The sequence below is a fragment of the Actinomadura alba genome, assembly GCF_014323705.1.
Taxonomy (GTDB): Bacteria; Actinomycetota; Actinomycetes; order Streptosporangiales; family Streptosporangiaceae; genus Actinomadura_C; species Actinomadura_C alba.
This window is the reverse complement of sequence record NZ_JABVEC010000040.1, coordinates 15,515-36,749: the sequence shown is the minus strand read 5'-3', so window position 1 is coordinate 36,749 and position 21,235 is coordinate 15,515. Positions and strand designations below refer to the sequence as shown.

23 protein-coding genes are annotated in these 21,235 nt (G+C 70.9%); 7 read left to right on the top strand and 16 right to left on the bottom strand.

The window, feature by feature from the left end; translation table 11 throughout:
• Positions 1–36: 36 nt before the first annotated feature.
• Together HKK74_RS33475 and HKK74_RS33470 are read right to left on the bottom strand one after the other, a co-directional pair.
• A complete protein-coding gene (locus HKK74_RS33475; RefSeq protein ID WP_187247412.1) occupies positions 37–426 on the bottom strand; it encodes a hypothetical protein in 390 nt (129 codons plus the stop codon).
• A gap of 854 nt (positions 427–1,280) precedes the next feature.
• Positions 1,281–1,733, bottom strand: coding sequence for a hypothetical protein (locus tag HKK74_RS33470; RefSeq protein ID WP_187247411.1), 453 nt, complete (start codon positions 1,731–1,733; stop codon positions 1,281–1,283).
• 675 nt (positions 1,734–2,408) lie between these two features.
• Here HKK74_RS33470 and HKK74_RS39415 point away from each other — a divergent pair.
• The gene (locus HKK74_RS39415; RefSeq protein WP_222723055.1) at positions 2,409–2,753 is read left to right on the top strand and encodes a hypothetical protein; all 345 of its coding nucleotides are present in this window, start codon (positions 2,409–2,411) and stop codon (positions 2,751–2,753) included.
• A 303-nt stretch (positions 2,754–3,056) separates the two neighbouring features.
• On the opposite strand, the gene HKK74_RS33460 is transcribed toward HKK74_RS39415, so the two are convergent.
• The 10 genes from HKK74_RS33460 to HKK74_RS33420 all read right to left on the bottom strand — a co-directional run bounded on the left by HKK74_RS33460 (position 3,057) and on the right by HKK74_RS33420 (position 10,850).
• A complete protein-coding gene (locus HKK74_RS33460; RefSeq protein WP_187247409.1) occupies positions 3,057–4,211 on the bottom strand; it encodes a 4-hydroxybenzoate 3-monooxygenase in 1,155 nt (384 codons plus the stop codon).
• Positions 4,212–4,262: 51 nt separating this feature from the next.
• Complete coding sequence (locus tag HKK74_RS33455; RefSeq protein ID WP_187247408.1) at positions 4,263–4,778, bottom strand: MarR family winged helix-turn-helix transcriptional regulator; 516 nt, start codon at positions 4,776–4,778, stop codon at positions 4,263–4,265.
• Between the two features lie 90 nt (positions 4,779–4,868).
• Positions 4,869–5,639 carry an IclR family transcriptional regulator gene (locus tag HKK74_RS33450; RefSeq protein ID WP_312882041.1) on the bottom strand — a complete coding sequence of 257 codons (771 nt, stop codon included), beginning with the start codon at positions 5,637–5,639 and terminating at the stop codon, positions 4,869–4,871.
• Positions 5,640–5,647: 8 nt separating this feature from the next.
• Positions 5,648–6,043 carry a 4-carboxymuconolactone decarboxylase gene (gene pcaC, locus HKK74_RS40515; RefSeq protein WP_312882040.1) on the bottom strand — a complete coding sequence of 132 codons (396 nt, stop codon included), beginning with the start codon at positions 6,041–6,043 and terminating at the stop codon, positions 5,648–5,650.
• Positions 6,033–6,848 carry a 3-oxoadipate enol-lactonase gene (pcaD, locus tag HKK74_RS33445; RefSeq protein ID WP_246492235.1) on the bottom strand — a complete coding sequence of 272 codons (816 nt, stop codon included), beginning with the start codon at positions 6,846–6,848 and terminating at the stop codon, positions 6,033–6,035. The genes pcaC and pcaD overlap by 11 nt, the downstream gene beginning before the upstream one ends.
• Complete coding sequence (pcaB, locus tag HKK74_RS33440) at positions 6,845–8,056, bottom strand: 3-carboxy-cis,cis-muconate cycloisomerase (protein ID WP_187247407.1); 1,212 nt, start codon at positions 8,054–8,056, stop codon at positions 6,845–6,847. The genes pcaD and pcaB overlap by 4 nt, the downstream gene beginning before the upstream one ends.
• Positions 8,046–8,609, bottom strand: coding sequence for a protocatechuate 3,4-dioxygenase subunit alpha (pcaG, locus tag HKK74_RS33435; RefSeq protein ID WP_187247406.1), 564 nt, complete (start codon positions 8,607–8,609; stop codon positions 8,046–8,048). Before pcaG ends, pcaB begins: the two co-directional genes overlap by 11 nt.
• Positions 8,606–9,280, bottom strand: a complete 675-nt coding sequence (pcaH, locus tag HKK74_RS33430) for a protocatechuate 3,4-dioxygenase subunit beta (RefSeq protein ID WP_187247405.1) — start codon at positions 9,278–9,280, stop codon at positions 8,606–8,608. Before pcaH ends, pcaG begins: the two co-directional genes overlap by 4 nt.
• A 20-nt stretch (positions 9,281–9,300) precedes the next feature.
• The gene (locus HKK74_RS33425; protein ID WP_187247404.1) at positions 9,301–10,023 is read right to left on the bottom strand and encodes a CoA transferase subunit B; all 723 of its coding nucleotides are present in this window, start codon (positions 10,021–10,023) and stop codon (positions 9,301–9,303) included.
• An 80-nt stretch (positions 10,024–10,103) separates the two neighbouring features.
• Complete coding sequence (locus tag HKK74_RS33420) at positions 10,104–10,850, bottom strand: CoA transferase subunit A (RefSeq protein ID WP_187247403.1); 747 nt, start codon at positions 10,848–10,850, stop codon at positions 10,104–10,106.
• A 202-nt stretch (positions 10,851–11,052) separates the two neighbouring features.
• Between HKK74_RS33420 and HKK74_RS33415 the strand changes: the two genes are divergently transcribed.
• The 3 genes from HKK74_RS33415 (at position 11,053) to HKK74_RS33405 (ending at position 13,897) form a co-directional block, all read left to right on the top strand.
• The gene (locus tag HKK74_RS33415) at positions 11,053–12,084 is read left to right on the top strand and encodes a VldE C-terminal domain-containing protein (protein WP_187247402.1); all 1,032 of its coding nucleotides are present in this window, start codon (positions 11,053–11,055) and stop codon (positions 12,082–12,084) included.
• A 74-nt stretch (positions 12,085–12,158) separates the two neighbouring features.
• On the top strand, positions 12,159–12,842 hold the full coding sequence (locus tag HKK74_RS33410; protein WP_187247401.1) for an SDR family NAD(P)-dependent oxidoreductase: 684 nt from the start codon (positions 12,159–12,161) through the stop codon (positions 12,840–12,842).
• Positions 12,827–13,897 (top strand): threonine aldolase family protein, encoded by a 1,071-nt coding sequence (locus HKK74_RS33405; RefSeq protein WP_312882039.1) that lies wholly within the window; start codon positions 12,827–12,829, stop codon positions 13,895–13,897. Before HKK74_RS33410 ends, HKK74_RS33405 begins: the two co-directional genes overlap by 16 nt.
• Positions 13,898–13,938: 41 nt before the next feature.
• Here HKK74_RS33405 and HKK74_RS33400 read toward each other — a convergent pair whose 3' ends face one another.
• From HKK74_RS33400 to HKK74_RS33385, 4 genes are read right to left on the bottom strand one after another with little or no spacing between them, the layout of a single operon-like run.
• Positions 13,939–14,640, bottom strand: a complete 702-nt coding sequence (locus HKK74_RS33400; protein WP_312882038.1) for an adenosylcobinamide amidohydrolase — start codon at positions 14,638–14,640, stop codon at positions 13,939–13,941.
• Positions 14,637–15,404 (bottom strand): ABC transporter ATP-binding protein, encoded by a 768-nt coding sequence (locus HKK74_RS33395; RefSeq protein ID WP_187247400.1) that lies wholly within the window; start codon positions 15,402–15,404, stop codon positions 14,637–14,639. The genes HKK74_RS33400 and HKK74_RS33395 overlap by 4 nt, the downstream gene beginning before the upstream one ends.
• Positions 15,401–16,459: a FecCD family ABC transporter permease gene (locus HKK74_RS33390; RefSeq protein WP_187247437.1), complete on the bottom strand. Its 1,059-nt coding sequence runs from the start codon at positions 16,457–16,459 to the stop codon at positions 15,401–15,403. Before HKK74_RS33390 ends, HKK74_RS33395 begins: the two co-directional genes overlap by 4 nt.
• 46 nt (positions 16,460–16,505) lie before the next feature.
• Positions 16,506–17,450: an ABC transporter substrate-binding protein gene (locus HKK74_RS33385; RefSeq protein ID WP_246492234.1), complete on the bottom strand. Its 945-nt coding sequence runs from the start codon at positions 17,448–17,450 to the stop codon at positions 16,506–16,508.
• A gap of 381 nt (positions 17,451–17,831) precedes the next feature.
• Here HKK74_RS33385 and HKK74_RS33380 point away from each other — a divergent pair, with 381 nt between their 5' ends.
• Genes HKK74_RS33380 through HKK74_RS33370 form a run of 3 tightly spaced genes read left to right on the top strand, consistent with a single transcriptional unit; the run spans position 17,832 to position 21,194 of the window.
• On the top strand, positions 17,832–18,473 hold the full coding sequence (locus tag HKK74_RS33380; protein ID WP_187247399.1) for a maleylpyruvate isomerase family mycothiol-dependent enzyme: 642 nt from the start codon (positions 17,832–17,834) through the stop codon (positions 18,471–18,473).
• Between the two features lie 9 nt (positions 18,474–18,482).
• Positions 18,483–19,391 (top strand): LLM class F420-dependent oxidoreductase, encoded by a 909-nt coding sequence (locus tag HKK74_RS33375; protein ID WP_187247398.1) that lies wholly within the window; start codon positions 18,483–18,485, stop codon positions 19,389–19,391.
• 42 nt (positions 19,392–19,433) lie between these two features.
• Positions 19,434–21,194, top strand: a complete 1,761-nt coding sequence (locus HKK74_RS33370; protein WP_187247397.1) for a DUF2207 domain-containing protein — start codon at positions 19,434–19,436, stop codon at positions 21,192–21,194.
• Positions 21,195–21,235: the final 41 nt, after the last annotated feature.

Here is a 21,235-nt window from a genome sequence, read left to right as displayed (position 1 = left end):
ATGCGGCTACGGCATGAACGGTTCTCGTGATAGTGCTCAGCGCGGCTGTGCGGCGTTAGCGTTCATGCGCGGACCGTTCTGCTCTTCTTCCTCTCTGATCCGCTGCCGCTGCTGCTCCAGCTGCCGCTGGAACTGATCGTTCCTGCTCCTGCTGAAGTTCTGGTTCCGGTTGACGATGATGGCGCGATCGTGGTTCCGGTAGTGGTGGTGCCTGAATTGCCGGAAATGGTTATGGTTGCTACTCCTGGTGCAGCATCCACGGCCGCGGCAGCCGCCTTGGCAGCCGGTAAGGGCCTGCTGAGGCGCAGCGACCGTGGTCTGGACGCTGGCCGAGCTGGCCGGAGTGGCCACCATCACCCCGAGGGCGGCACCCCCGGCGAGAGTCAGGCCGGACACGGCGACCGCCATGCTCTTCGGAATACCCATGGAACTTGCCTCCTTGGAGAAATCAAGCCGGAAAGGCTGAATTGCATCTCTACGGAACAAGGACGGCGCCGTGGCGACGTATGCCGTTGCACGGAACAATGGATGCATAATGGACCCACCAACTGACTTCATGCCGCATGTTCCGCTAACGTCATCCCCTGGGCCAACTCCACGAAACCGCAAGATGTGAGACTTGACATCGATTCGACAATCCTAGAGATCCTGCTTTAATCAAGGCGATCAGTACCGTTACACAGATTTATGTGGGCGTACATACGCGTATGTCCGAATAGCCGCGACTGTTCTGATGTCCGGGTATTCGCAGCGGCATACCGTTCACTTCAGAGCATGGCCTGTTCGTCCCTACAGAAGGAGTCCGGCGGTCTCCGGGCCGAGTCCCCAGCGGCACTCCCCCCACGTGCTCCGCCGGCGGCGTCAGGATGACGACCGCTCACGGGCCGACGGACGAACCGTGGGCGGCCGCCGGAGACATGCTTGACCGGATGGAGCGGTTCCCGGTCGCTCAGGCCGGGGTGAGCCCGGGAGACAGAGCGCACCGGGCCGTGAGCGCCCGGAAACGGTACCAGCGGATCGTTGAAGGCGACGGCCGGACGGATATGACGCCTTTTGACCGTTCACCACTTTCTCAAGGCCGATCGGAACGGGGGCGGCCGAAGCTCAGTTGGTCGGTGACCTCACAGGTGGTCAGGCTCGATGAGCGCCTCCTTTCCCGAGAACCGTCTCGCGGTCAAGTCTCACCGGCCTTGGACCGCAGCCTCAGCGGCCGGGCACGGAAAGGGTCTCGCGCCGACCGGCGCGAGACCCGAACGAGAGTATTTCCGTGATGCCGGTCCTCAGCGTGGCAGCGGCATACCAGGCATCGCACCGGGAAGGCCCGAGGCTCCCGGAGCTCCCGGAGCGATGTTCGCTCCACCGGCTCCCCCTGGCGCGTTTTCCGAATCACGGTTCCGCGGTGCCGCTTCCGGCCTTCTCAAGGCTCCCTGCGTTCTCGACGTCGAGCCCCTCCGCGCGCTGGGCGTACTGGTCGTTCCGGGCGGCGCTGCGGCACCGCCGCGATTCTCCTCCTGCTGCTGCTGCTGGCCTTCATCGCCGCCACCGCCGCCGCCACCGCCGCCACCGCCACCGGCGGCGGCGGCCGCCGCGGCCGCCTCTCCCCGGGCGCGCTGGCGCTGCTGCTCCTCCTGCCGCTGGAACTGGTCGTTGTTGGCCCTGGCGGTGTTGTGGATCCGGTTTATCACGATGATCCTCTGACGGCTGTGCTGCCGATGCGCCGCGCGGTCGGTCATCCGGCTATGACTATGGCTCGAGCACCTCGCACGACCGCACCCGTGACCTGAGATGACCTGTGTGGGAGCGGCCACCAGGGCTGCCGCGCTGACCGGGGCCGCCGCGCCCACGGCGAGGCCCGTACCCCCCATGAACACCAGGCCGGACACGCCGACGGCCAGCCGCCTTGATATTCCCATTGACTTGCCTCCTTGGAGAATTCACCCTTAAGGCCGATTTCGAACTACTGCGGAACAAGACAGGCCGCCATCTGACATTACATTCTTGCCATGACGAACGATAAATGAATGCACCATATACCCAGTGGCCGACTTCCTGCCGCATCTTCTACTAACCTCATCCCCAGGGCCAAGTTCACGAAACCGCAAGATGTGCGACTTGGCTTCGATTCAACATTGCAGACAACTGCGCTTTAGGCCGCGCCAGTCATTCACGCCACACGCTTTTATGCGACAATTAATATGACTATGTCCGACTCCGCAATAGGATATCCTTCATGTGCAACAGGATCCGACTTCGGGCCATAAATTGTATCCATCGCCAATTATCTTCGAGTGGCGCACAAATGAGCAGGGGCCTCGCACCCGAAGATGCGAGGCCCCTTTCACCGCAGCCGCACCCGAACGGGTGCTCGCGGTCACCGCACGGCGATGGCGCCGGTGCTAGAGGACCCAGTGTTCGTTGTTTTCGTCCTTTTCGTTGTTTCTGTTCTCCTGCTGCTGCTGTTGCTGCTGCTGCTGCTGCCCACCGCCACCGCCGCCACCGCCACCGCCACCGGCGGCCGCGGCTGCTGCTCCCTTACCGGCGGCCGCAGCGGCACCGCCGCCACCACCGCCACCACCACCGCCACCACCGGAGATCACCTGTTGCGGCGCCGCGGTCACGGCCGCGGCGCTGGCCGGAGCGGCCGCGCCGACGGCGAGGGCGGCTGCGCCCGTAAGAACCAGCCCGGACATCACAACTGCCACACGCTTCTGGCTTTCCATGGAACTTACCTCCTTGAAGAAATCGAGCCATAGGGCCAGATTTTCTATGGAACCGGTCGGCTTCGCAGCACGACATCAGTCGCACCTGAGCAATTAATGCTTTATGCCGGATGTTCCGCTTGCATAAATCCCCTGGCACTAACTCCATGAAACCGCGGATTGTGAGATTTGGCTTCGATGCAACGCCCTCGACAGACATGCTTTAATAATAGGGATTCGGCATCTAATGTCCTCTTTGTACGGCTTCAAGTCATACATCTGATAAGCACCGCTTTGGCAAGCGTCCGAACGGTGCCGGGAAGCCTGTGCATGGCCCGTTGCTGCGCGACAACGACGTCAGAGAGGAAACCCGACGTAGTTCTCCGCCAGCGTGGTAGCAGCGGCACGGGAGGAGACCACATAGTCGAGGTGCGACAGTCGCAGGCGGCGCCCGAAGGCGTTCTCGGAGGGATCGGTGTGCAGCAGGGTCGTCATCCAGTACGAGAAGTGCTCGGCCCGCCATGCCCTTTTGAGACAATTGTCAGAATAGCTGTCGAGCAGGGCTTCCGACCCGATTTCGGCCATTTCGACCAGCGCCTCGGCTAGCATCGTCACGTCGGACACCGCGAGGTTGAGCCCCTTCGCCCCGGTCGGCGGCACGATGTGCGCGGCGTCCCCGGCGAGGAACAGCCGGTCGTGACGCATGGGCTCGGCGACGAAACTGCGCATCGGCGTGATGCCCTTCTCCAGGATCTGGCCGTCCTTCAGCCGCCAGCCGGAATCGACGGCGAACCGCGTGCTGAGCTCCTCCCAGATGCGCTCGTCCGGCCAGCGGGCGATGTCCTCGTCGTGGGGGACCTGGAGATAGAGACGGCTGATCGTGGGTGAGCGCAGGCTGTGCAGTGCGAACCCCCGCTCGTGATGGCAGTAGATGAGCTCGTCCGTGGAGGGCGGGACGTCCGCCAGGATGCCCAGCCATCCGTACGGATAGTCGCGCTCAAATGTCCGCAGCGTCGGCACAGCCGGGCGGCACACCCCGTGGAAACCGTCGCACCCGGCGATCACGTCGCAGTCGAGGGTGTGCGTGCGGCCGTCCTTCCGGAAGGTCACGGACGGGGCCGACGGGTCCACCGCCACGACCTCGCTCTCGAAACGCAGGTCACCGCCCGCGGACAACCGCTCCGCGATCAGGTCCTTCACGATCTCGGTCTGCGCGTACACGGTGACGGTCCGGCCGGTGAGCTCGGTCAGCGGAATGCGGTGCCCGGCGCCGCCGAAACGCAGCTCGAGCCCTTCGTGGACGAGGCCCTCACGATCCAGCCGTCCGCCCACCCCGCTGTCGCGCAGGATGTCGGCGGTGCCCTGCTCGAGCAGGCCGGCGCGCTGCCTACGCTCGACGTACGACCGGTCGCGGCTCTCCAGCACCACGGAGTCGATGCCCCGCGTGTGCAGCAGGTGGGAGAGCAGCAGCCCAGCCGGGCCGGCTCCGACGATCGCCACCTGGGTGCGCATGACGCCTCCTCATCCGGTATCACCACGATCCTGGCCTGATCGCGTACCGGGTCAGGGGCCTTCCTTCCGTCCAGCGGAAGTCCCGAGGCCCTCGCGACGCAGGAGCGGGTGATCGGGGACGAGCGGCTCGACGACCGCCTCACAGATGGCCCGCAGCTGGTCGACCTGCTGTGGCGTGAGCCGATCGAACAGATGGGTCCGCACGCCCTCCACATGCCCGGGAGCCGCTTCCACCAGGGCGGCCATCCCCTCGTCGGTGAGCATCGCGAGCTGGCCGCGCTTGTCGTCCGGGCACTCCCGGCGCCGTACCCAGCCGCGGCCCTCGAGCCGTGACACGGCGTGCGACAGCCGGCTCGGGCTCGAACGGGTGAGCTCGGCGAGTTCTCTCATGCGCAGTTCCCGTCCCGGAACCTCCGACAGCACAACGAGAATCTCGTAATAGGCGTGCGGCATGTCCGAATCGCGCTGGAGCTCCCGATCGAGCTGGTCGAACAGCACCCTGCTCGCGGCGTAAAAGGCGCGCCACGCACCCTGTTCATCGTCGTTCAACCACCGGGGTCGGCTCACGAGGTCATCCTAGTAGTTGTTCAACGCTCAACTAATTGATAGCGTCGGCGGTGGCACCCGCCCGATACGGTGGCCGTCCTGTCCCGTGCGTCAGTCGTCGCCCCAGTGCGCGGCGACGTCCCGGGACAGGGCGTGGGCGGCGGTGACGACCGCGGGGACCAGGCGGCGCAGATCGGCGCCGCGGTTGTGGGCCACCACCGACAGCGCCGCCACCACACGCTCATCGGCGGCCCGGACCGGGGCGGCCACCGAGCACGATCCCAGCGTCATCTCCTCGCGGGTGACGGCGTACCCGTCCCGGTGCACCTCGGCCAGGCACATGCGCAGCCGGGCCGGGTCGGTGATCGTGTTGGGGGTGTGGGCCGAGAGCCCGACGTCCAGGACCTTCTCCCGCAGGCCGCCGGGCGCGTAGGCCAGCAGGACCTTGCCCACGCCCGTGGCGTGCAGTGGCAGTTCGGCGGCGACGCGGGTGACGACCGGCACCGAACGCGGCCCGCGGAGCCGTTCCAGGTACAGGGCCTTGTCGTCGCGGAGCACGGCGAGCTGGACGTTCTCGTGCGTTCCCTCGTACAACTCCTCCATGTGCGGCAGGGCCAGCTCACGCAGCGTGGACGCAGCGGAGGCCTGGGCCCCGATGCGCCAGAGCCGCATGCCGACGCGGTAGGTGTTGTCGGCCTGCCGGTCGAGGAAGCCGCCCCGGGCGAGCTCGCCGACGAGGCGGTGCCCGGTCGTCAGCGGGAGCCCGGCCCGGCGGCAGACCTCGGTCAGCGAGAGACCGAGATCGCCGGGGGCGAAGGCCTCCAATATCGCCATGACCTTGCCCGTCACGCTGGGAGGGGTCGATTTCGTTGCATCTGCCACACGCGTCATCATGTGCCGACATCGCCCGGTGCGTCCACCCGTCCCTCCTCGATCAGCACCCGCTGAGCGACCGCGAAGGCGGAGTTCGCGGCCGGGACACCGCAGTAGATCGCGGTCTGCAACAGGACTTCCTTGATCTCGTCGGGATCCAGCCCGTTGCGCAGGGCGGCGCGCACGTGCATGGCGAGCTCTTCGAGGTGCCCGCCGGCGACCAGGGCGGTGAGGGTGACGCAGCTGCGGGTCCGGCGGTCCAGCAGCGGCCTGGCCCAGATCTCACCCCACGCGTAGCGAGTGATCAGCTCCTGGAAGTCCGCGGTGAACTCCGTGGTGCGCGCGGTGGCACGATCGACGTGGGGGTCGCCGAGGACCTCGCGCCGGATCCGCATCCCCTCGTCATGACTCACGTGCTCCTCCTCCGGCCGGGGACCAGGTGGCGGTCAGGTGCTCGGCGATCGCCTCGCCGACCACCGCGGGGCTTTCGACGTTGGCCAGGTGCGCCGCCGGTGAGACGACGCAGAGGGCGGCTCCGGAGATGCCGTCGAGCAGCAACTTGGAGTGCTCAACGGGGGTGGCCGGGTCACCGGCGCCGGCGATGATCAGGGTCGGGGCGGTGACCTCGCCGAGCCGGTCGCGCGCGTCGAAGTCGGCGATGGCCTCGCAGCAGGCGGCGTAGCCCTCCCGGTCGGTGGCGCGCAGCATCGCCAGCTGCGGCCGCGAATCGGTGAAGTCCGGGGTGAACCAGCGGCCGCGGGTGGTCTCGACGAGCGGCTCCGTGCCCTCGCGGCGCACCAGCGCCGCCCGCTCGTGCCAGCTCTCCGCCGGGCCGAAGCGGGCGGAGGTGCAGCACAGCACGAGGCTGCCGATCCGCTCCGGCGCGGTGATGGCGAGGGTGGTGCCCACGGCGCCGCCGATCGAGAGGCCGCAGTAGGCGACCCGGTCCAGCCCGTGGAGATCGAGCAGCGCGACGACCTCGGCGGCCAGCCCCTCCATCGTCACGCCCCCCTCCACACCGGGCCCGGCGCCGTCCGGCCCGCTCACGGGCGGGGCCGCCGAGCCGCCGTGCCCGGGCAGGTCGTAGCGCAGCACCCGCCAGGTGCGGGTGAGGAGCGGCAACTGCGGGGCCCACAGGTCCAGCGTCGTGCCGAGCGAGGGGCCGAGCACCAGCACCGGCGCGTCGTCGGGCCCGTCGAACCGATGGTTCAGGGTCATGACGAGACCTCCCGGACGTGGTCGAGGGCACGGTCGACCAGTGCGGAGGCCGACCCCGGGCCGGTCTGCTCGCCGTGCTCGGCCAGGACGCCGAGCAGCAGGTCGAGGTTGGTGCGCATGCGTTCCGGGAAGATCTCGATCCCCTCCAAGAGTTCGGCCATGGTCTCGGCGGCACCGCCGGTCAGCCGCAGGCACTCTCGGAGCGGCTGCCATTCCGCGTGCCACTCCCCCGCCGGGCGTTCGAGCGCGGCAGGCTGGGCGGTCATCAGAATCTGGGCGTACGCGGGCACCTGCAGCGCCGTGGCCCGGACCATCGTCGCGAGCGCGGGGTTGCGCTTGTGCGGCATCGCGGAGGAACCGCCCCGGCCGGGCCCGGGAGGTTCGGCCACCTCGCCCACCTCGGTCTGGGCGAGCACGACCACGTCGGTCGCGATCTTGCCGAGGGCCCCGGTGACGATGGCCAGGGCGGAACCGAGCTCGGCGACGGGAAAGCGCAGCGTGTGCCAGGGCAGCACCGGCTCGGCCAGGCCCAGTTCCTCGGCGTACACCGGCAGGAGCTCGACCGCGCGCTCGCCGAAGGCGGCCATCGTGCCGGCGGCCCCGCCCAGTTGCACCGGCAGGCGCAGGCCGGCCAGCCGGTCCCGCGCGTGTACGCACCCGACGAGCCACCCCGCGGCCCTGAGCCCGAACGTGGTGGGCACGGCCTGCTGCCCGAGGGTGCGTCCGGCCATGGGGGTCTCACGGTGCCGCGCCGCCAGTTCGGCGAGGGCGTTCACCACCCGTCCCAGCCCGGCGAGGATCACCTCCCGGGTGCGGGCGGCGACCAGCATCGCGCCGGTGTCCATGATGTCCTGGCTGGTGGCACCCTGGTGGAAGTGCCGGGACAGCTCCGGCACCGCCCTGCTCCTCAGCTCGGCGACGAGCGGCACGACCGGATTGCCGGCGGCCCGGGCGCGCACGGCCAGCTCACCAGGATCGATCTCCGCCGAACGGGCGAGCCCGGACACGGCGTCGGCCGCCTCCGGGGGAACGAGACCGAGGCGGGCCTGGGCGCGGGTCAGACCCGCCTCGGCGTCCAGCAGGGCGCGCAGCCAGGCGCGGTCGGAGGTCGTCGCCTCGGCCTCCGTCCCGGCGCGCGCCGGTTCCAGCAGCCCCCGGTCCGAGCGGTCGTCAGGGTCGGTGGGCTCAGGCGGCGACTCAGGAGGCAAAGAACACCGTCTCCCCGTCACCCTGGAGACGGATGTCGAAGCGGTAGCCGCCGTCGTTCTCACGCTGCGCGACGAGCGTGCCGCGCCGCTCGGCGTCGACCGCCGACAGCACCGGGTCGGCCGCGTTGGCCTCGGTCTCCTCGGGGAAGTAGAGACGGGTCGCCACCGGCTTGAGCAGTCCCCTGGCGAAGACGAGCACCGCGATGTACGGCGCGGCGCCGCCGACCGGTCCCGGCTTGACCGTGGAGAACCAGTAGCGCCCGGCCGAGTCGGTGGGGCACCGGCCGAAACCGGAGAAGCCGTGACCGGCCCGGAGCAGCCCGCCCTCGCCACTCGGTACGGTGCCGTCGGCGTCCGCCTGCCAGATCTCCAGGATCGCGTCCGGCAGCGGATCGCCCGCCCCGTCGAGCACGGTGCCCCGCAGGGTGATGGCGTCCGGGTGCCACTGCGGCGCCACTCGCGGGCCGTCGTCATAGGGAAGCGCGTAGCCGAAGAACGGGCCGACCGTCTGCGAGGGCGTGACGGGAAGGGTCTCGTGGCCGGTCTCCATCATGCCTCCATCGGCGTGGCGTCGAGGACGATGTCCCACTGGTAGCCGAGCGCCCATTCGGGGACCGTGGTGTCCAGGTCGAACCGCGCGACGAGCCGTTCCCGCGCACGCTCGTCCGGGATCGACTGGAAGATCGGGTCATGGGCGAACAGCGGGTCGCCGGGAAAGTACATCTGGGTGACGAGCCGCTGGGTGAACGCGGTGCCGAACACCGAGAAGTGGATGTGGGCCGGCCGCCACGCGTTGTGGTGGTTGCGCCACGGGTAGGCACCCGGCTTGATCGTCACGAACCGGTAGCGTCCCTCGCCGTCGGTGAGGCAGCGACCCGCGCCGGTGAAGTTCGGGTCGAGCGGCGCCGGATGCTGGTCGACGAGGTGGACGTAGCGGCCGGCCGCGTTGGTCTGCCAGACCTCCACCAGCGCGCCTCGCACCGGGCGCCCGCGTGAGTCCAGTACCCGTCCGGTCACGATGATGCGCTCGCCCATCGGCTCGCCGGCGTGCTGCCGGGTGAGATCGTGGTCGAGCGCCCCGAGCTCCTGGTGACCGAAGACCGGCCCGGTCAGTTCGATCGCGTCGGGACCGAGCTTCGGCATCGGCAGCGGCCGGGCCGGGGCGCGCAGTGCCGTGCTCTTGTAGCCCGGGCTGAGATAGGGCGGGTGCGGGTCGGTTGCCATGAGATCTCCCTGGTCAAGGGTCATTCTGCTGCCGCCGCCCGGCCGGTGTGAACGCGGGCCTCCGTACGGGACCCGGCCTCCGTACGGAACGGGGCCTCCGTAAAGAACTGGGCCTCCGTACGGAACGGGGCCTCCGTACGGTCGCGCACGTCGGCCTCGGTCACGCCGGGTGCGGTCTCGACGAGGACCAGCCCGTCGGGCGTCACATCGAGGACGGCGAGGTCTGTGATGATCCGCTGTACGCACGCGGCACCGGTCAGCGGCAAGGTGCACTCTGTGACGATCTTGGGGCTGCCGTCCCTGGCGGTGTGCTCCATCACCACGATGACCCTGCGGGCGCCGTGCACGAGGTCCATCGCGCCGCCCATCCCCTTGATCATCTTGCCGGGCACCGCCCAGTTCGCCAGATCCCCGCGGGCCGAGACCTGCATGGCGCCCAGGACGGCGACGTCGATGTGGCCGCCGCGGATCATGCCGAACGACAGCGCGGAGTCGAAGAAGGCCGCCCCCGGGAGCACGGTGACGGTCTCCTTGCCGGCGTTGACCAGGTCGGGGTCGAGCTCGTCCTCGGTGGGGTACGGGCCGACGCCGAGCACGCCGTTCTCGGAGTGCACCACGACGTGCACGTTCGGCGGGATGTGTCCAGGGATCAGCGTGGGCAGCCCGATCCCGAGGTTCACGTACGCGCCGTCGGGCAGTTCGGCCGCGGCCCTGGCGGCGATCTCGTCCCTCGTCCAGCTCATCGGTCGCCCGTCCTTCTCACTCGCTCACCCGCTCCGGTCTGTGCCGAACGGCACCGGCCCTCGCCCGTCCCATGCCCGGTTCAGGAGCGCACTGTCCTCTTCTCGATGTACTTGTCCGCGGCCTGCTCAGGAGTGAGCACCACCACCCGCTGGACGAAGACGCCCGGAATGTGCACCTCGCCCGGGTCGAGCTCGGTCAGCTCCTCGACCTCGGCGATCGTGACCCGGCCGGCCATCGCGCACAGCGGGTTGAAGTTGCGGGCCGCCTTGTCGAACACCAGGTTGCCGAAGCGGTCGCCGCGCGCGGCGCGCACCAGGGCGAAGTCCGTGGTGATCCCGTGCTCCATGACGTAGGAGCGGCCGTCGAACTCGCGCACCTCCTTGGCGGGCGAGGCGACGGCGACGCCGCCGTCCGGCGCGTAACGCCACGGCAGCCCGCCCGAGGCGACCTGGGTGCCCACCCCGGCGGGGGTGTAGAAGGCCGGGATGCCGCATCCCCCGGCCCGCAGCCGCTCGGCCAGCGTGCCCTGAGGCGTCAGCTCGACCTCGATGTCGCCCGCGAGGTACTGCCGGGCGAGCTCCTTGTTCTCCCCGATGTACGAGCCGGTCGCACGGGCGATCCGGCCGGCGGCGAGCAGCCGCCCGAGGCCCCGGCCCGCCACGCCGCAGTTGTTGGAGACCACGGAGAGCCGCGTGGTGCCCCGCTCGTACAGAGCCTCGATCAGCACGGTCGGAACCCCGCAGAGGCCGAAGCCGCCCACCGCCATCGAGGCGCCGTCCGTGACGTCCGCCACCGCCTCCGCCGCGGACCCGACGACCTTGTTCATGAGTGCAGCCTGTCCATGGGACCACCGTGGCAGAGCCACCGGCCGAGGCGGGCACGGGCTTCCGTCCAGCGGAAGGGACGCCGGGAGGGTCCGAAGGTATTTGGTACTTCGGTCAACCCTTGTGGTGATTTGCCCCTAATGTGAGGCACGTCCAAGTACCTCTCCTGCTGACCGGCCAAGTGAAAACAAACAAGGAGCGTACGTGGTCACCCCCCACGCCCCCCGCCGAGCACTCACCTGGAGCCGCCGAGGCGCCGCGGCCCTCGCCGTCGCGGCGGCGGCCCTGCTGCTGCCGCCCGTCTCACCGGGTCTGGCGCAGCCTCCGATCGCGGCCGCGCCGCTGCCGTCGGCCGCCCCTGACCCGGCGAAGACGTTCAAGGACCTCAAGAAGCGCGCCGACGCCCTCGAGAAGGAGTACCGCGGCGACCTGGAGACCCTCGGCGACGCGAAGAAGTCCGCCCAGCGCGCCACCGATGAGGCCGAGCGGACCGGCGAGGCCTTGGAGAAGGCACGCGAAGAGATCCGCAGGCTGGCGGCCTCGTCGTACATGAGAGGCGGTTTCGACTCCGCCGCCGCGCTGCTCAGCGCACCACAGGCGGGCGGCTCCGCCGGCGCGGACATGGTGGAGTATCTCGCGCGCGACAACGCCCAGCAGGTGCGCGCCCTCACGACCCTGGCGGCCGGCGCCGAGCAGAGCCGCAAGGCCGCGCAGACCCGGATCGACAAGGTCCGCAAGGAGGTCGACGAGCTGGAGGGGCAGCGCACCCGCGTCAAGAAGCTGCTGGCCAAGTACAAGCCGGAGACGCCGACGAGGCAGGCGGCCGCGCCGTCCGGCGGCGGGCGCCCCGACGGTGCGGCCTCGGGCGCGAAGTCGACCATCATCGGCAACACCATGACCGCGCGCATGCGCACCGTGCTGCTGGAGGTCGACGGCAAGTTCGGCGCGTTCCCCGCCATCGGCTGCTACCGGGCGGGCGACCCCCAGGACCACGGGTCCGGCCGGGCGTGCGACTTCATGGAGAGCACCGGCGGCAGCATGCCGAGCGCGAGCGCCACGGCGCACGGCGACAGCGTCGCGCAGCACGTCATCAGCAACGCGTCACGGCTCGGGCTCAAGTACGTCATCTGGCGGCAGCGGATCTACGACATGCGCAACCCCGGCTGGCGGGCCATGGAGAACCGCGGCGGAATCACCGCGAACCACTACGACCACGTGCACATCTCGGTGTTCTGACCGCTCCGCCCCGCCGGCGGCCCGGAGGGGCACCGAGTGCGTCGCTCGTGGCGGAACCTGATATCACGGTGGGCATGGATGACGCTGTGATCGTGGTCGCCGGAGCGGGCGGCCCTGCGGGACGGGCGGTCGTACGGCGGCTCGCCTCGGCGGGCGCGCGGGTCGTGGCGGCCGACGTGCGGCCGCAGACCTGGGACGACGCGGGCTCGGACACGGGGCGCATCGCCTCCGCCGTGGTCGATCTGCTGGACGAGGGCGCCACCCGCGCGTGGGCGGCCGAGGTGATGAAGACCCACGGGCGGGTCGACGGGCTGGTGCATCTGGTCGGCGGCTGGCGCGGCGGGGAGACCTTCGGCGACACCGACCTGGCCGACTGGGCGCTGCTGCACGACCTGCTCGTCCGTACGCTCCAGCACACGACGCTGGCCTTCCACGAGGCCCTGCGCGAGGCGCCGCACGGCCGGGCCGTCATCGTGTCGCAGCCCGCGGCGGGCGCGCCGACCCAGGGCAACGCCGCCTACGCCGCCGCCAAGGCCGCCGCCGAGGCGTGGACGCTGGCGCTCGCCGACTCCTTCCGGCACACGCCCGCGGCGGCGACGATCCTGGTCGTCAAGGCGCTGCTGACCGATGCCATGCTGGAGCGGAAAGCGGACTGGCCGGGTCACACGCACGTCGACGACCTGGCGAGCACCATCGCGGGCCTGTGGGACCGGCCCGCAGACGAACTGAACGGAAAGCGCCTGTGGCTGACCGAGTGACCGGCGGGACCACCCGCCACAACCCCGACGTACGCGGATTCGCCAGCGACAACCACGCCGGTGTCCATCCCGAGGTGCTCGCGGCGCTGGGGGCCGCCAACGAGGGCCACCAGGCGGCGTACGGGGACGACGTCTACACCGCCCGGCTGAGGGAGGTGTTCCGCGACCACTTCGGCGAGCGCACCGAGGTCTACCCGGTGTTCAACGGCACCGGCGCCAACGTGGTCGGGCTGCAGGCGATGTGCGACCGGTGGGGAGCCGTCGTCTGCACCGAGGACGCGCACCTCAACCTCGACGAGTGCGGCGCCCCCGAGAAGGTCGCCGGGCTGAAGCTGCTCCCGGTCGACGCGGTCCACGCCAAGCTGACGCCGGAGCTGATCACCGCCCGGGTGCGGGGCATGGCCGACGAGCGCCACGCCCAGCCGCAGGCGGTGTCGCTCACCCAGAGCACCGAGCTCGGTACCGTCTACACCGCCGAGGAGATCGCGGCGATCTGCGCGCACGCCCATGACCTCGGCATGCTCGTCCACGTCGACGGGGCCCGCCTCGCCAACGCCGCCGCCTCGCTCGACCTCCCGCTGCGCGCGTTCACCACGGACGCCGGTGTCGACGTGGTGTCGTTCGGGGGCACGAAGAACGGGCTGCTGCTCGGCGAGGCGATCGTGGTGCTGAATCCGGACGCCGTACGTGGCGTGACGTATCTCCGCAAGGCCGCCACGCAACTGGCCTCGAAGATGCGGTTCGTGTCGGCCCAGTTCCTCGCGCTCCTCGAGGGCGACCTGTGGCTGCGCAACGCCCGGCACTCGAACGCGATGGCGCAGCGCCTCGCCACCGCGATCGCCGACCTGCCGGGGATCTCGGTGGTCCGCCCCGTACAGGCCAACGCGGTCTTCGCCGTCATCCCGCCGGACGTCGCCGACCGGGTCCGCAAGCGGTTCAGTTTCTACACCTGGGACGAGCGGACCGGGGAGGCGCGGCTGATGACCGCCTTCGACACCACCGAGGCCGACGTCGACGCCTTCGCCGCCGCGCTCGCCGAGGAGACCGCCGGCTGAGCCGACGGGCGGCAGCGGGCGAACCGGCCGGCCGCGCGCGCTCACCCGCCCGCGAGCCGCCGCAGTTGTGCGGTGTAGTCGACGGCGCCTTCGCGGACCGCCGCGTGGACGGCCCGCGCGATCCTGGCGCCCCACCGCGAGCGGGGGCCGCCGAACGGATCCGCAGGCCCGTCGGTTCGCACGGCCACACAGACGGCGTCGGTGGCGGTCCCGCTGCAGTGGTAGCCCGCGTCGAGGAGCGCCTGCGTCTTGGCCTCGGTCACCGTGGCGACCGCGTTGACGAGCGCGGCGTCACCGAGGGACGCGGGCACGGACACCACGATGTTGATCGTGCCCGGCCGCGGACCGTCGGTGCCGGCCGCGGCCTCGTCCCGGATGGGGGCGAACTCGAGGTCGACGCCATCGGGCGGCGCCGCGGCCCAGGTCGGCACCCGGAGACCCACCGTGGCGACCGCCTCGACCCCTTCATCGGCACGGATCACCAACCGGTCCACCGCCGCGGCGGTGAGCATGCCGACACCGGGCCCGGCGAGCCCGAACTCCGATGCCAGTTCGGCGAGGTGCGTTATCGGGTCGAGCCGCGCGTAACCACCGGCGACCTGCGCATTGAGCACCCACTCGGCCGGGCCGATGCCGCCGCCGACCATCGCCGAAGAGATCATCCGCCAGCCGTCGCCGGCCCGCCACACCGACGCGGGCAGGCGTACGCCGTCCTCACGCCGCCACACCACGTCGACGTTCACGGCCGCACCAGCGTCATCGCCGGGCGTCCGTCCGGGCCCGGCGCGACGCTCACGCGGGCGCCGAAGTGGGCCTCGACGGCCTCTTCGGTCAGCACCTCGCCGGGCGGGCCGGCCGCCACGACCCGGCCGCCCGCGAGCAGCACGAGGCTGTCGGCGTACTGCCCGGCCAGTGACAGGTCGTGCAGGGTCGTCACCACGGTGAGGTCGTCGGCCAGCCGCAGCCGGTCCACGAGCTCCATGACCTGCTGCTGGTGGCCGAGGTCCAGCGCGGTGGTCGGTTCGTCCAGCAGGAGCACCCGCGTGCGCTGGGCGAGCGCGCGGGCGAGCACGACACGCTGCCGCTCACCGCCGGACAACTGCCCCATCGGCCGGCCGGCCAGGTCATCGAGGTCGAGCCGCTCCAGCACCTCGCCCGCGACCGCGCGGTCGTGCCTGCTCTCCCGGCCCAGGTGGGGGATGTACGGCGCCCGGCCGAGCAGCGTGTAGTCGAACACGGTCATGTCGGCGGGCAGCACCGGGCTCTGCGGGGCGTAGGCGACCAGGCGGGCCCGTTGCCGCGGCCGCAGTGACCGTACCGGCTGACCGTCGACGATGACGTCGCCGCCGTACGGCAGCAGCCCGACGATCGCGCGCAGCAGCGTCGACTTGCCCGCGCCGTTGGGACCGATCACCGCGAGCCATGACCCCGCCGGGGCCTCGAGCCCGACCTCGGACAGCACCGTCCGGCCGGCCAGGGCAACGTCGAGGGAACGTACCGAGATCACATCTCCACCCTGCGGGTGGCGCGCAGCACGCCGATGAAGAAGGGCGCCCCTACGAAGGCGGTGACCACGCCGAGCGGCAGCTCCGCGGGGGCGACGATCGTACGGGCCACCAGGTCGGCGAGCATGAGGAAGGCCGCGCCGACGATGAACGACAGCGGCAGCACGATCCGGTAGGAGCCACCGGCCAGGCGGCGCACCAGGTGGGGCACGACGATGCCGACGAACCCGACCAGCCCGCTCACGGCCACCGCGGACGCGGTCGCCATCGAGGCGGCCGCGAGCACGATCAGGCGCACCCGAGTCGCCGACAGGCCCAGTGACGTGGCCTCCTCGTCACCGACGCTGAGAACGTCCAGCAGCCGCCCGTGCATCAGCAGGATCGCCGTCGAGACCGCGCCGTACGGTGCGATCATGCCGAGGGTGGCCCAGTCGGCTCCGGCCAGGCCGCCCATGATCCACGCGAAGATCCGTTGCAGTTCCTCGACCTTCGCCTGCTGGACGAAGGACTGAACCGCGGACAGGAAGGAGGCGACCGCCACGCCCGCGAGCACGAGGGTGCCGGCGCCGCCGCCCCGGCCGGTGGTGCTGCCCAGCACGTACGCGAGGAACACGCCGCCGACGGCGCCCGCGAACGCCGCGAGCGGAATGCCGTACGACGTCCCGACCGGAACGAACACGATCACCAGGGTGGCGCCCAGCCCGGCGCCCGCGGCCGCTCCCAGCAGGTAGGGGTCGGCGAGGGGGTTGCGGAAGACGCCCTGATAGCCGGCTCCGGCGATGGCGAGCAGCCCCCCGACGGCCGCGCCCATCAGTACCCGGGGCAGCCGGAGCTGGAACAGGATTTCGTGTTCGAGCGGCGTGAGCCCCGGCTCGAGGCGCATGAACGGCATCTGGCCGAGCAGTTCCCGCGCGACGCCGGCCGGGGAGAGCCCGACCGCTCCGGTCAGCACCCCCGCTGCGGCGACGGCCACGAGGAGGGCGAGGGCCAGGGCGAGCGGAGCCGGCCGGAGCCGGGCCGGCCGTACGCCGTCGGCCGGCGGCCCGCCCGGTGTCATGCGCCCGCCCGAAGTCACGGGCCCATCCGGTGTCACGTGCCCGCGTTCACTGCCGCGCCGCCGCCTTCTGCACGGCGGCGCCGACGGCCTTCACGAGGTCGACCAGCCGCGGGCCCCAGCGGGAGGCGACGTCGTCGTCGAGCGGCACGACGTTCTCGTTCTTCACGGCCGCCAGGCCGTCCCAGCCGGTCCGCCCGGCCACCGTGTCCGCGGACTGGCCGCAGCACTTGGTGTCGGCCAGGAAGATGAGATCCGGATCGGCTTTGAGCAGGTACTCCGGGGACAGCTGCGGATAGCCGTCGCCCCGCTCGTCGGCCCGGTCGGCGATGTTCCGAAGGCCGAACAGGGCGTAGACCTGACCGATGAAGGTCTTCGAGGTCGCGGAGTGCAGAGACTCGCCGAGCTCGTGGTAGTAGGTGAGGCCGCCGGCCTGCGGCGCGGCCTTGACGGTCGCCTCGATCTGCTGCCGCATGCCCTGCGCGAGCGTGGTGGCCGCACCGGCATGGCCGGTGGCCCGGCCGAGGTCGGCGATCTGGTCGTAGGTGTCCTCGATCTTCACGGCCGACGGTTCCAGCAGCACCGGGATCCCGACCTTCTCCAGGTCCTTGACGATGCCGCCGATGTCGCTCGCCAGCACGACCAGGTCGGGCTTGTGGCCGATGACCGCCTCGGCGTTGGGCTTGAAGCCCGACAGCTTGCTCTTCGGGGCGTTCGCCGGGTGGTTGGACTGGTCGTCGACCGCCACGACCTGCGGGCCCGCGCCGATGGCGAACAGGATCTCGGTCGCGGTCGGCGACAGCGCCACGATCCGCTTGGGGGTGGCCGGGATAGTGATCTTTCCGTTGCCCGCGTCGATGACGACGGGCGTCGCGCGGGCGGCGGGACCGGCCGCGGTGTCGGAGGTGTCGGACCGGCCGCAACCGGACAGCGTCATGACGCACAACACCAGAAGCGCACACACGGCGCGTACGGGTCTCAACAGGACCTCCATGGTCGCAGGGAAGCGCGAGACCCGTCAGGACGGACGCCCTTCCCACGAGGGCGGATATCGTCGGCGCACATGAAGGCGACCTGGCTCGTCTCCGAACGGAGCATGGCAGTTGCGGGACAGCGGCCGGACTCGCACCGGCACTTCGCTTCACGACGCGCAGGGAGCAGGCTACCAGGAGCCTACATATCGCCTGGCATGGACCAATAACCCGCAAATCTCACGCCTGGCCATCACCCTCGATCCCCCGGCTCGTTCGCATCCGACAGCAGGCCGTGCTCGGCTCGCACGTCACCCACCACGGGACGAGCCGTTCCCCCACCACGGGACGAGCCGTTGAATTCGGTACAGAGCTGTGACCGCTCGCAGCGGTACGGTCGCACAATGCGGGTCTACGAGATAATCGCGAACGAGCGCCGCGCACTGGCCGACGTACTCGACGAGCTGACCCCCGAACAGGCGCGCAAGCCCAGCCTGTGCACCGGATGGTCCGTGCAGGACGTGGCCGCCCACCTGGTCATGCCGCTCGAGACCGGTCCGCCCGCTCTCGCGCTCGCACTGCTCACCGCTCGCGGCGACTTCGACCGGGCCAATCGCCGGCTCACCGCCAGGCACTCCGCCCGGCCGCTCACCGAACTCGCCGGCTCCCTGCGCCGCAACGCCGAGCACCGGTTCAAGCTGCCCGGCATGGGCCCCGAGGCGCCGCTGACCGACCTGCTCGTGCACGGGCAGGACATCCGCCGGCCGCTCGGCATCGACCGCGAGTTCAGTGAAGAGCGCATCACCCTGTCTCTGCGCTTCCTGACCGAGACCAGGGCCAGGGGGTTCGTGACCAGTGGCAGGCTGCACGGGCTGGCCTTCGACGCCACGGACCTGGACTGGTCGCACGGCGAGGGCGCCCTGGTGCGCGGCCCGGCCGAGGCGTTGCTGCTGTCCATCTGCGGACGCCCGGCGGGACTGGCCGAACTGCGCGGCGACGGCACGGCCGTGCTGCGAGCGAGGCTGACCGAATCCGGTTCAGGTTAGAGTCACCGCATGCGTATCGGACTATCACTCAGCGAACCCTCCGGCCCCGGCGCCATCAGGGCGCTACGGGACGAGATCGCGCGCGCGGCCGACGACGGCTTCGCCTCGGCGTGGAAGAGCAACATCTTCGGGCTCGACGCGCTGACCGCACTGGCCGTCGCGGGCCATCAGGTGCCGGGCATCGAGCTCGGCACCGCGGTCGTACCGACCTACCCGCGCCATCCGGCCGCCCTCGCGCAGCAGGCCCGCACCGCGGCCCTGGCCCTCGACGGCCGGCTCACCCTGGGCGTCGGACCTTCGCACAAGATCAGCATGGAGGGCTTGTACGGCTACGACTTCGACCGGCCGCTCCGGCACGTGCGGGAGTTCCTGTCGATCCTGCTGCCGCTGCTCGACGGGCGGCCCGCATCCTTCACGGGCGAGACCATGCGCGCCGAGATCACGCTGTCCGTCCCCAACCCGGAACGGGTCCCCGTGGTGCTGGCCGCACTGGGCCCGAAGATGCTCGAACTCGCCGGCGCGCAGGCGGACGGCACCGTGCTCTGGATGACCGGGCCCAGGACCATCCGCGAGCACATCGTCCCGACGATCACCGCGGCCGCCGAGGCCGCGGGCCGGCCCGCGCCGCGCGTGATCTGCGTCCTGCCCGTCTGCGTGACGGGCGACCCCGACGCCGCCCGGGCCGCCGCCGCCAAGATCTTCGAGGTCTACGGGCGGCTGCCGTCCTACCGCGCGATGATGGACCGTGAGGGCGCGGCCGGGCCGGCCGACCTCGCCATCGTCGGCGACGAGGACACCGTCCGCGAGCAGATCGAGGACCTCGCCTCGGCAGGGGTCACCGACTTCGTCGCCGGTGACTTCTCCCGGGGCGACGACGCCGTCCGCACCCGGACCTTCCTGAAGTCCCTGCTGGGCTGACCGCGTTCGCCGGACCGGACGGAAGCGAGGTGGAGTCTCCGCATGGCGGACGCTGACGCGGCCCTTCGATGGGGCGTGCGCCGGGGTGTGCGATCGGCCGCGGTCGTCGTCGCGGCGGTGCTCGCGTGGGCGGTGTGCGCGATGGCGTGGAACGGCGCACCTGCTGCGCGGGCGGACGACGGGGTGCGGATCAACCGCCTGGACATCATGGCCGACGTCCGCGGCGACGGCGGCGTGCACGTCCGCGAGACCATCACGTACGACTTCGGGCGGGACCACGGGCCCGGCGTCGAGCGTGACATCCCGCGGCGGAGCCGGGGCTTCCTGCGCCACCGCTACTACCCCGTCAGCGGTGTCCGCGCGGCCACCCCAGAGGGCGTCCCCCTGCCGGCCCGGGTGACGGAGCGGGACAACGTCGCCGTGGTCGCCATCGGCGATCCGGGCGGCACCGCCGGCGGTGTGCGCACCTACGTCCTGGACTACGACCTGGGCCACGTGCTGACCGCCGGACGCGATCATGACGAGCTTCGACGCGACTTCGTCGGACTCGACCGGGACGTCACGGTGCGGAACATCACGGTCCGGGTCAGAGCTCCCGGGATCATCGGCGCGTCCTGCGGTCGCGGTCGGTGCGACCGCATCGAACGGAGCGGCGGCACCGTCACGGCGCGGATGAACGCGCTGGACCACATGGCCGATATGACCCAGACCATGAATCTCACCGTGCGGTTCGGCAAGGGGAGCGTCACGGTGCCGCCGCCCCGCCACGGGCCGTACGCCTGGACCGGTTGGCCGGTCTTGACGGGGACCCTCGCGGCCTGCCTCATCCTGTCGCTCTGGACGTCCCTTCTGCGCTTCGGCTACCTGCGCTTCGCGGAGCGCAGGGTGCTGCGGCCCGGGCACGACGAGCCCCCCGAGGGCCTGCGCCCCGGCCAGGCCGGAGTGATCTGGGCACGGGCAGCGCAAGACGAGCACGTGGCGGCCACTCTGATCGACCTGGCCGCCCGCGGGCATCTGCGCATCGACGAGGTCACCGCCACCGGGCCCCCGAGGCGGACCGGGGACACTCCGCGCTGGACGCTCACCGCACAGGACGCGCCGCGCGACGACCTGGCCGGATACGAGAGGGCACTTCTCACCGGCCTCTTCGCCGCCGGAGAGACGCTCACCTTCCAGGAACTCGCCGACGACGACAGCGCGCTCCGGAAGGCGAAGGACGATCTGACCGAGGACGCACGCGACCATCGCTGGTTGCACGAGCCTCGTCGCGTCCTGCGCGCCGGGCGTTCGACGCTCCTGGTCCTCTGCGCGGTGGCGGCGGCCGTCGTGGCCATGTGGCCGTTGCACACCGCCGTGGCCATGGGGCCGAGGTATCTCGGCGCCGGTCAGCCGCCGTTCGCGGTCATGGCGGCGGGCTTCACGACGGCGCTCATCTGTGTTGTGGCCTCGGTGCCGGCATGGCACGCCGAGCCGAGATGGACGCGGCCCGGCCGCGGCCTGCTGCGCCGGCTGGCCGGCCATCGCGGTCATCTCGGCCGGCTGAAGAGCTCGCCCGCGCACGACGCCGGCCGGATCACCGCTCACCTGCCGTACGCCATCGCCCTCGGAACGTGGTCGTACCCGATGACGGCGATCGGCAGCGAGGGTCCCCCGGTGCCGTGGTTCACCGGGAGCTCCGGCGTCCTGGCGTTCGCGCGGGATCTGCTCGGCAGAGACCGGTATCGCTCGCCCGCGTCCCCGTCATCGGCCCGCGCCGGTTCCGCCCGCCCCTCGGGCTCCTCCGCCGGCGGGGGCGGCCGGTAGCCCGCGGCCGCTCTCGAGCGCGCACCCGCTCTCCCACCGGC

What these genes read in the sequence shown, in the direction of transcription:
- HKK74_RS33475 (WP_187247412.1), bottom strand. Translation starts at nt 426, where the DNA reads ATGGGTATTCCGAAGAGCATGGCGGTCGCCGTGTCCGGCCTGACTCTC.
- HKK74_RS33470 (WP_187247411.1), bottom strand. Translation starts at nt 1,733, where the DNA reads ATGACCGACCGCGCGGCGCATCGGCAGCACAGCCGTCAGAGGATCATC.
- HKK74_RS33460 (WP_187247409.1), bottom strand. Translation starts at nt 4,211, where the DNA reads ATGCGCACCCAGGTGGCGATCGTCGGAGCCGGCCCGGCTGGGCTGCTG.
- pcaD (WP_246492235.1), bottom strand. Translation starts at nt 6,848, where the DNA reads ATGACCCTGAACCATCGGTTCGACGGGCCCGACGACGCGCCGGTGCTG.
- pcaG (WP_187247406.1), bottom strand. Translation starts at nt 8,609, where the DNA reads ATGATGGAGACCGGCCACGAGACCCTTCCCGTCACGCCCTCGCAGACG.
- pcaH (WP_187247405.1), bottom strand. Translation starts at nt 9,280, where the DNA reads ATGGCAACCGACCCGCACCCGCCCTATCTCAGCCCGGGCTACAAGAGC.
- HKK74_RS33425 (WP_187247404.1), bottom strand. Translation starts at nt 10,023, where the DNA reads ATGAGCTGGACGAGGGACGAGATCGCCGCCAGGGCCGCGGCCGAACTG.
- HKK74_RS33420 (WP_187247403.1), bottom strand. Translation starts at nt 10,850, where the DNA reads ATGAACAAGGTCGTCGGGTCCGCGGCGGAGGCGGTGGCGGACGTCACG.
- HKK74_RS33410 (WP_187247401.1), top strand. Translation starts at nt 12,159, where the DNA reads ATGGATGACGCTGTGATCGTGGTCGCCGGAGCGGGCGGCCCTGCGGGA.
- HKK74_RS33390 (WP_187247437.1), bottom strand. Translation starts at nt 16,459, where the DNA reads ATGACACCGGGCGGGCCGCCGGCCGACGGCGTACGGCCGGCCCGGCTC.
- HKK74_RS33385 (WP_246492234.1), bottom strand. Translation starts at nt 17,450, where the DNA reads ATGGAGGTCCTGTTGAGACCCGTACGCGCCGTGTGTGCGCTTCTGGTG.
- HKK74_RS33380 (WP_187247399.1), top strand. Translation starts at nt 17,832, where the DNA reads ATGCGGGTCTACGAGATAATCGCGAACGAGCGCCGCGCACTGGCCGAC.
- HKK74_RS33375 (WP_187247398.1), top strand. Translation starts at nt 18,483, where the DNA reads ATGCGTATCGGACTATCACTCAGCGAACCCTCCGGCCCCGGCGCCATC.
- HKK74_RS33370 (WP_187247397.1), top strand. Translation starts at nt 19,434, where the DNA reads ATGGCGGACGCTGACGCGGCCCTTCGATGGGGCGTGCGCCGGGGTGTG.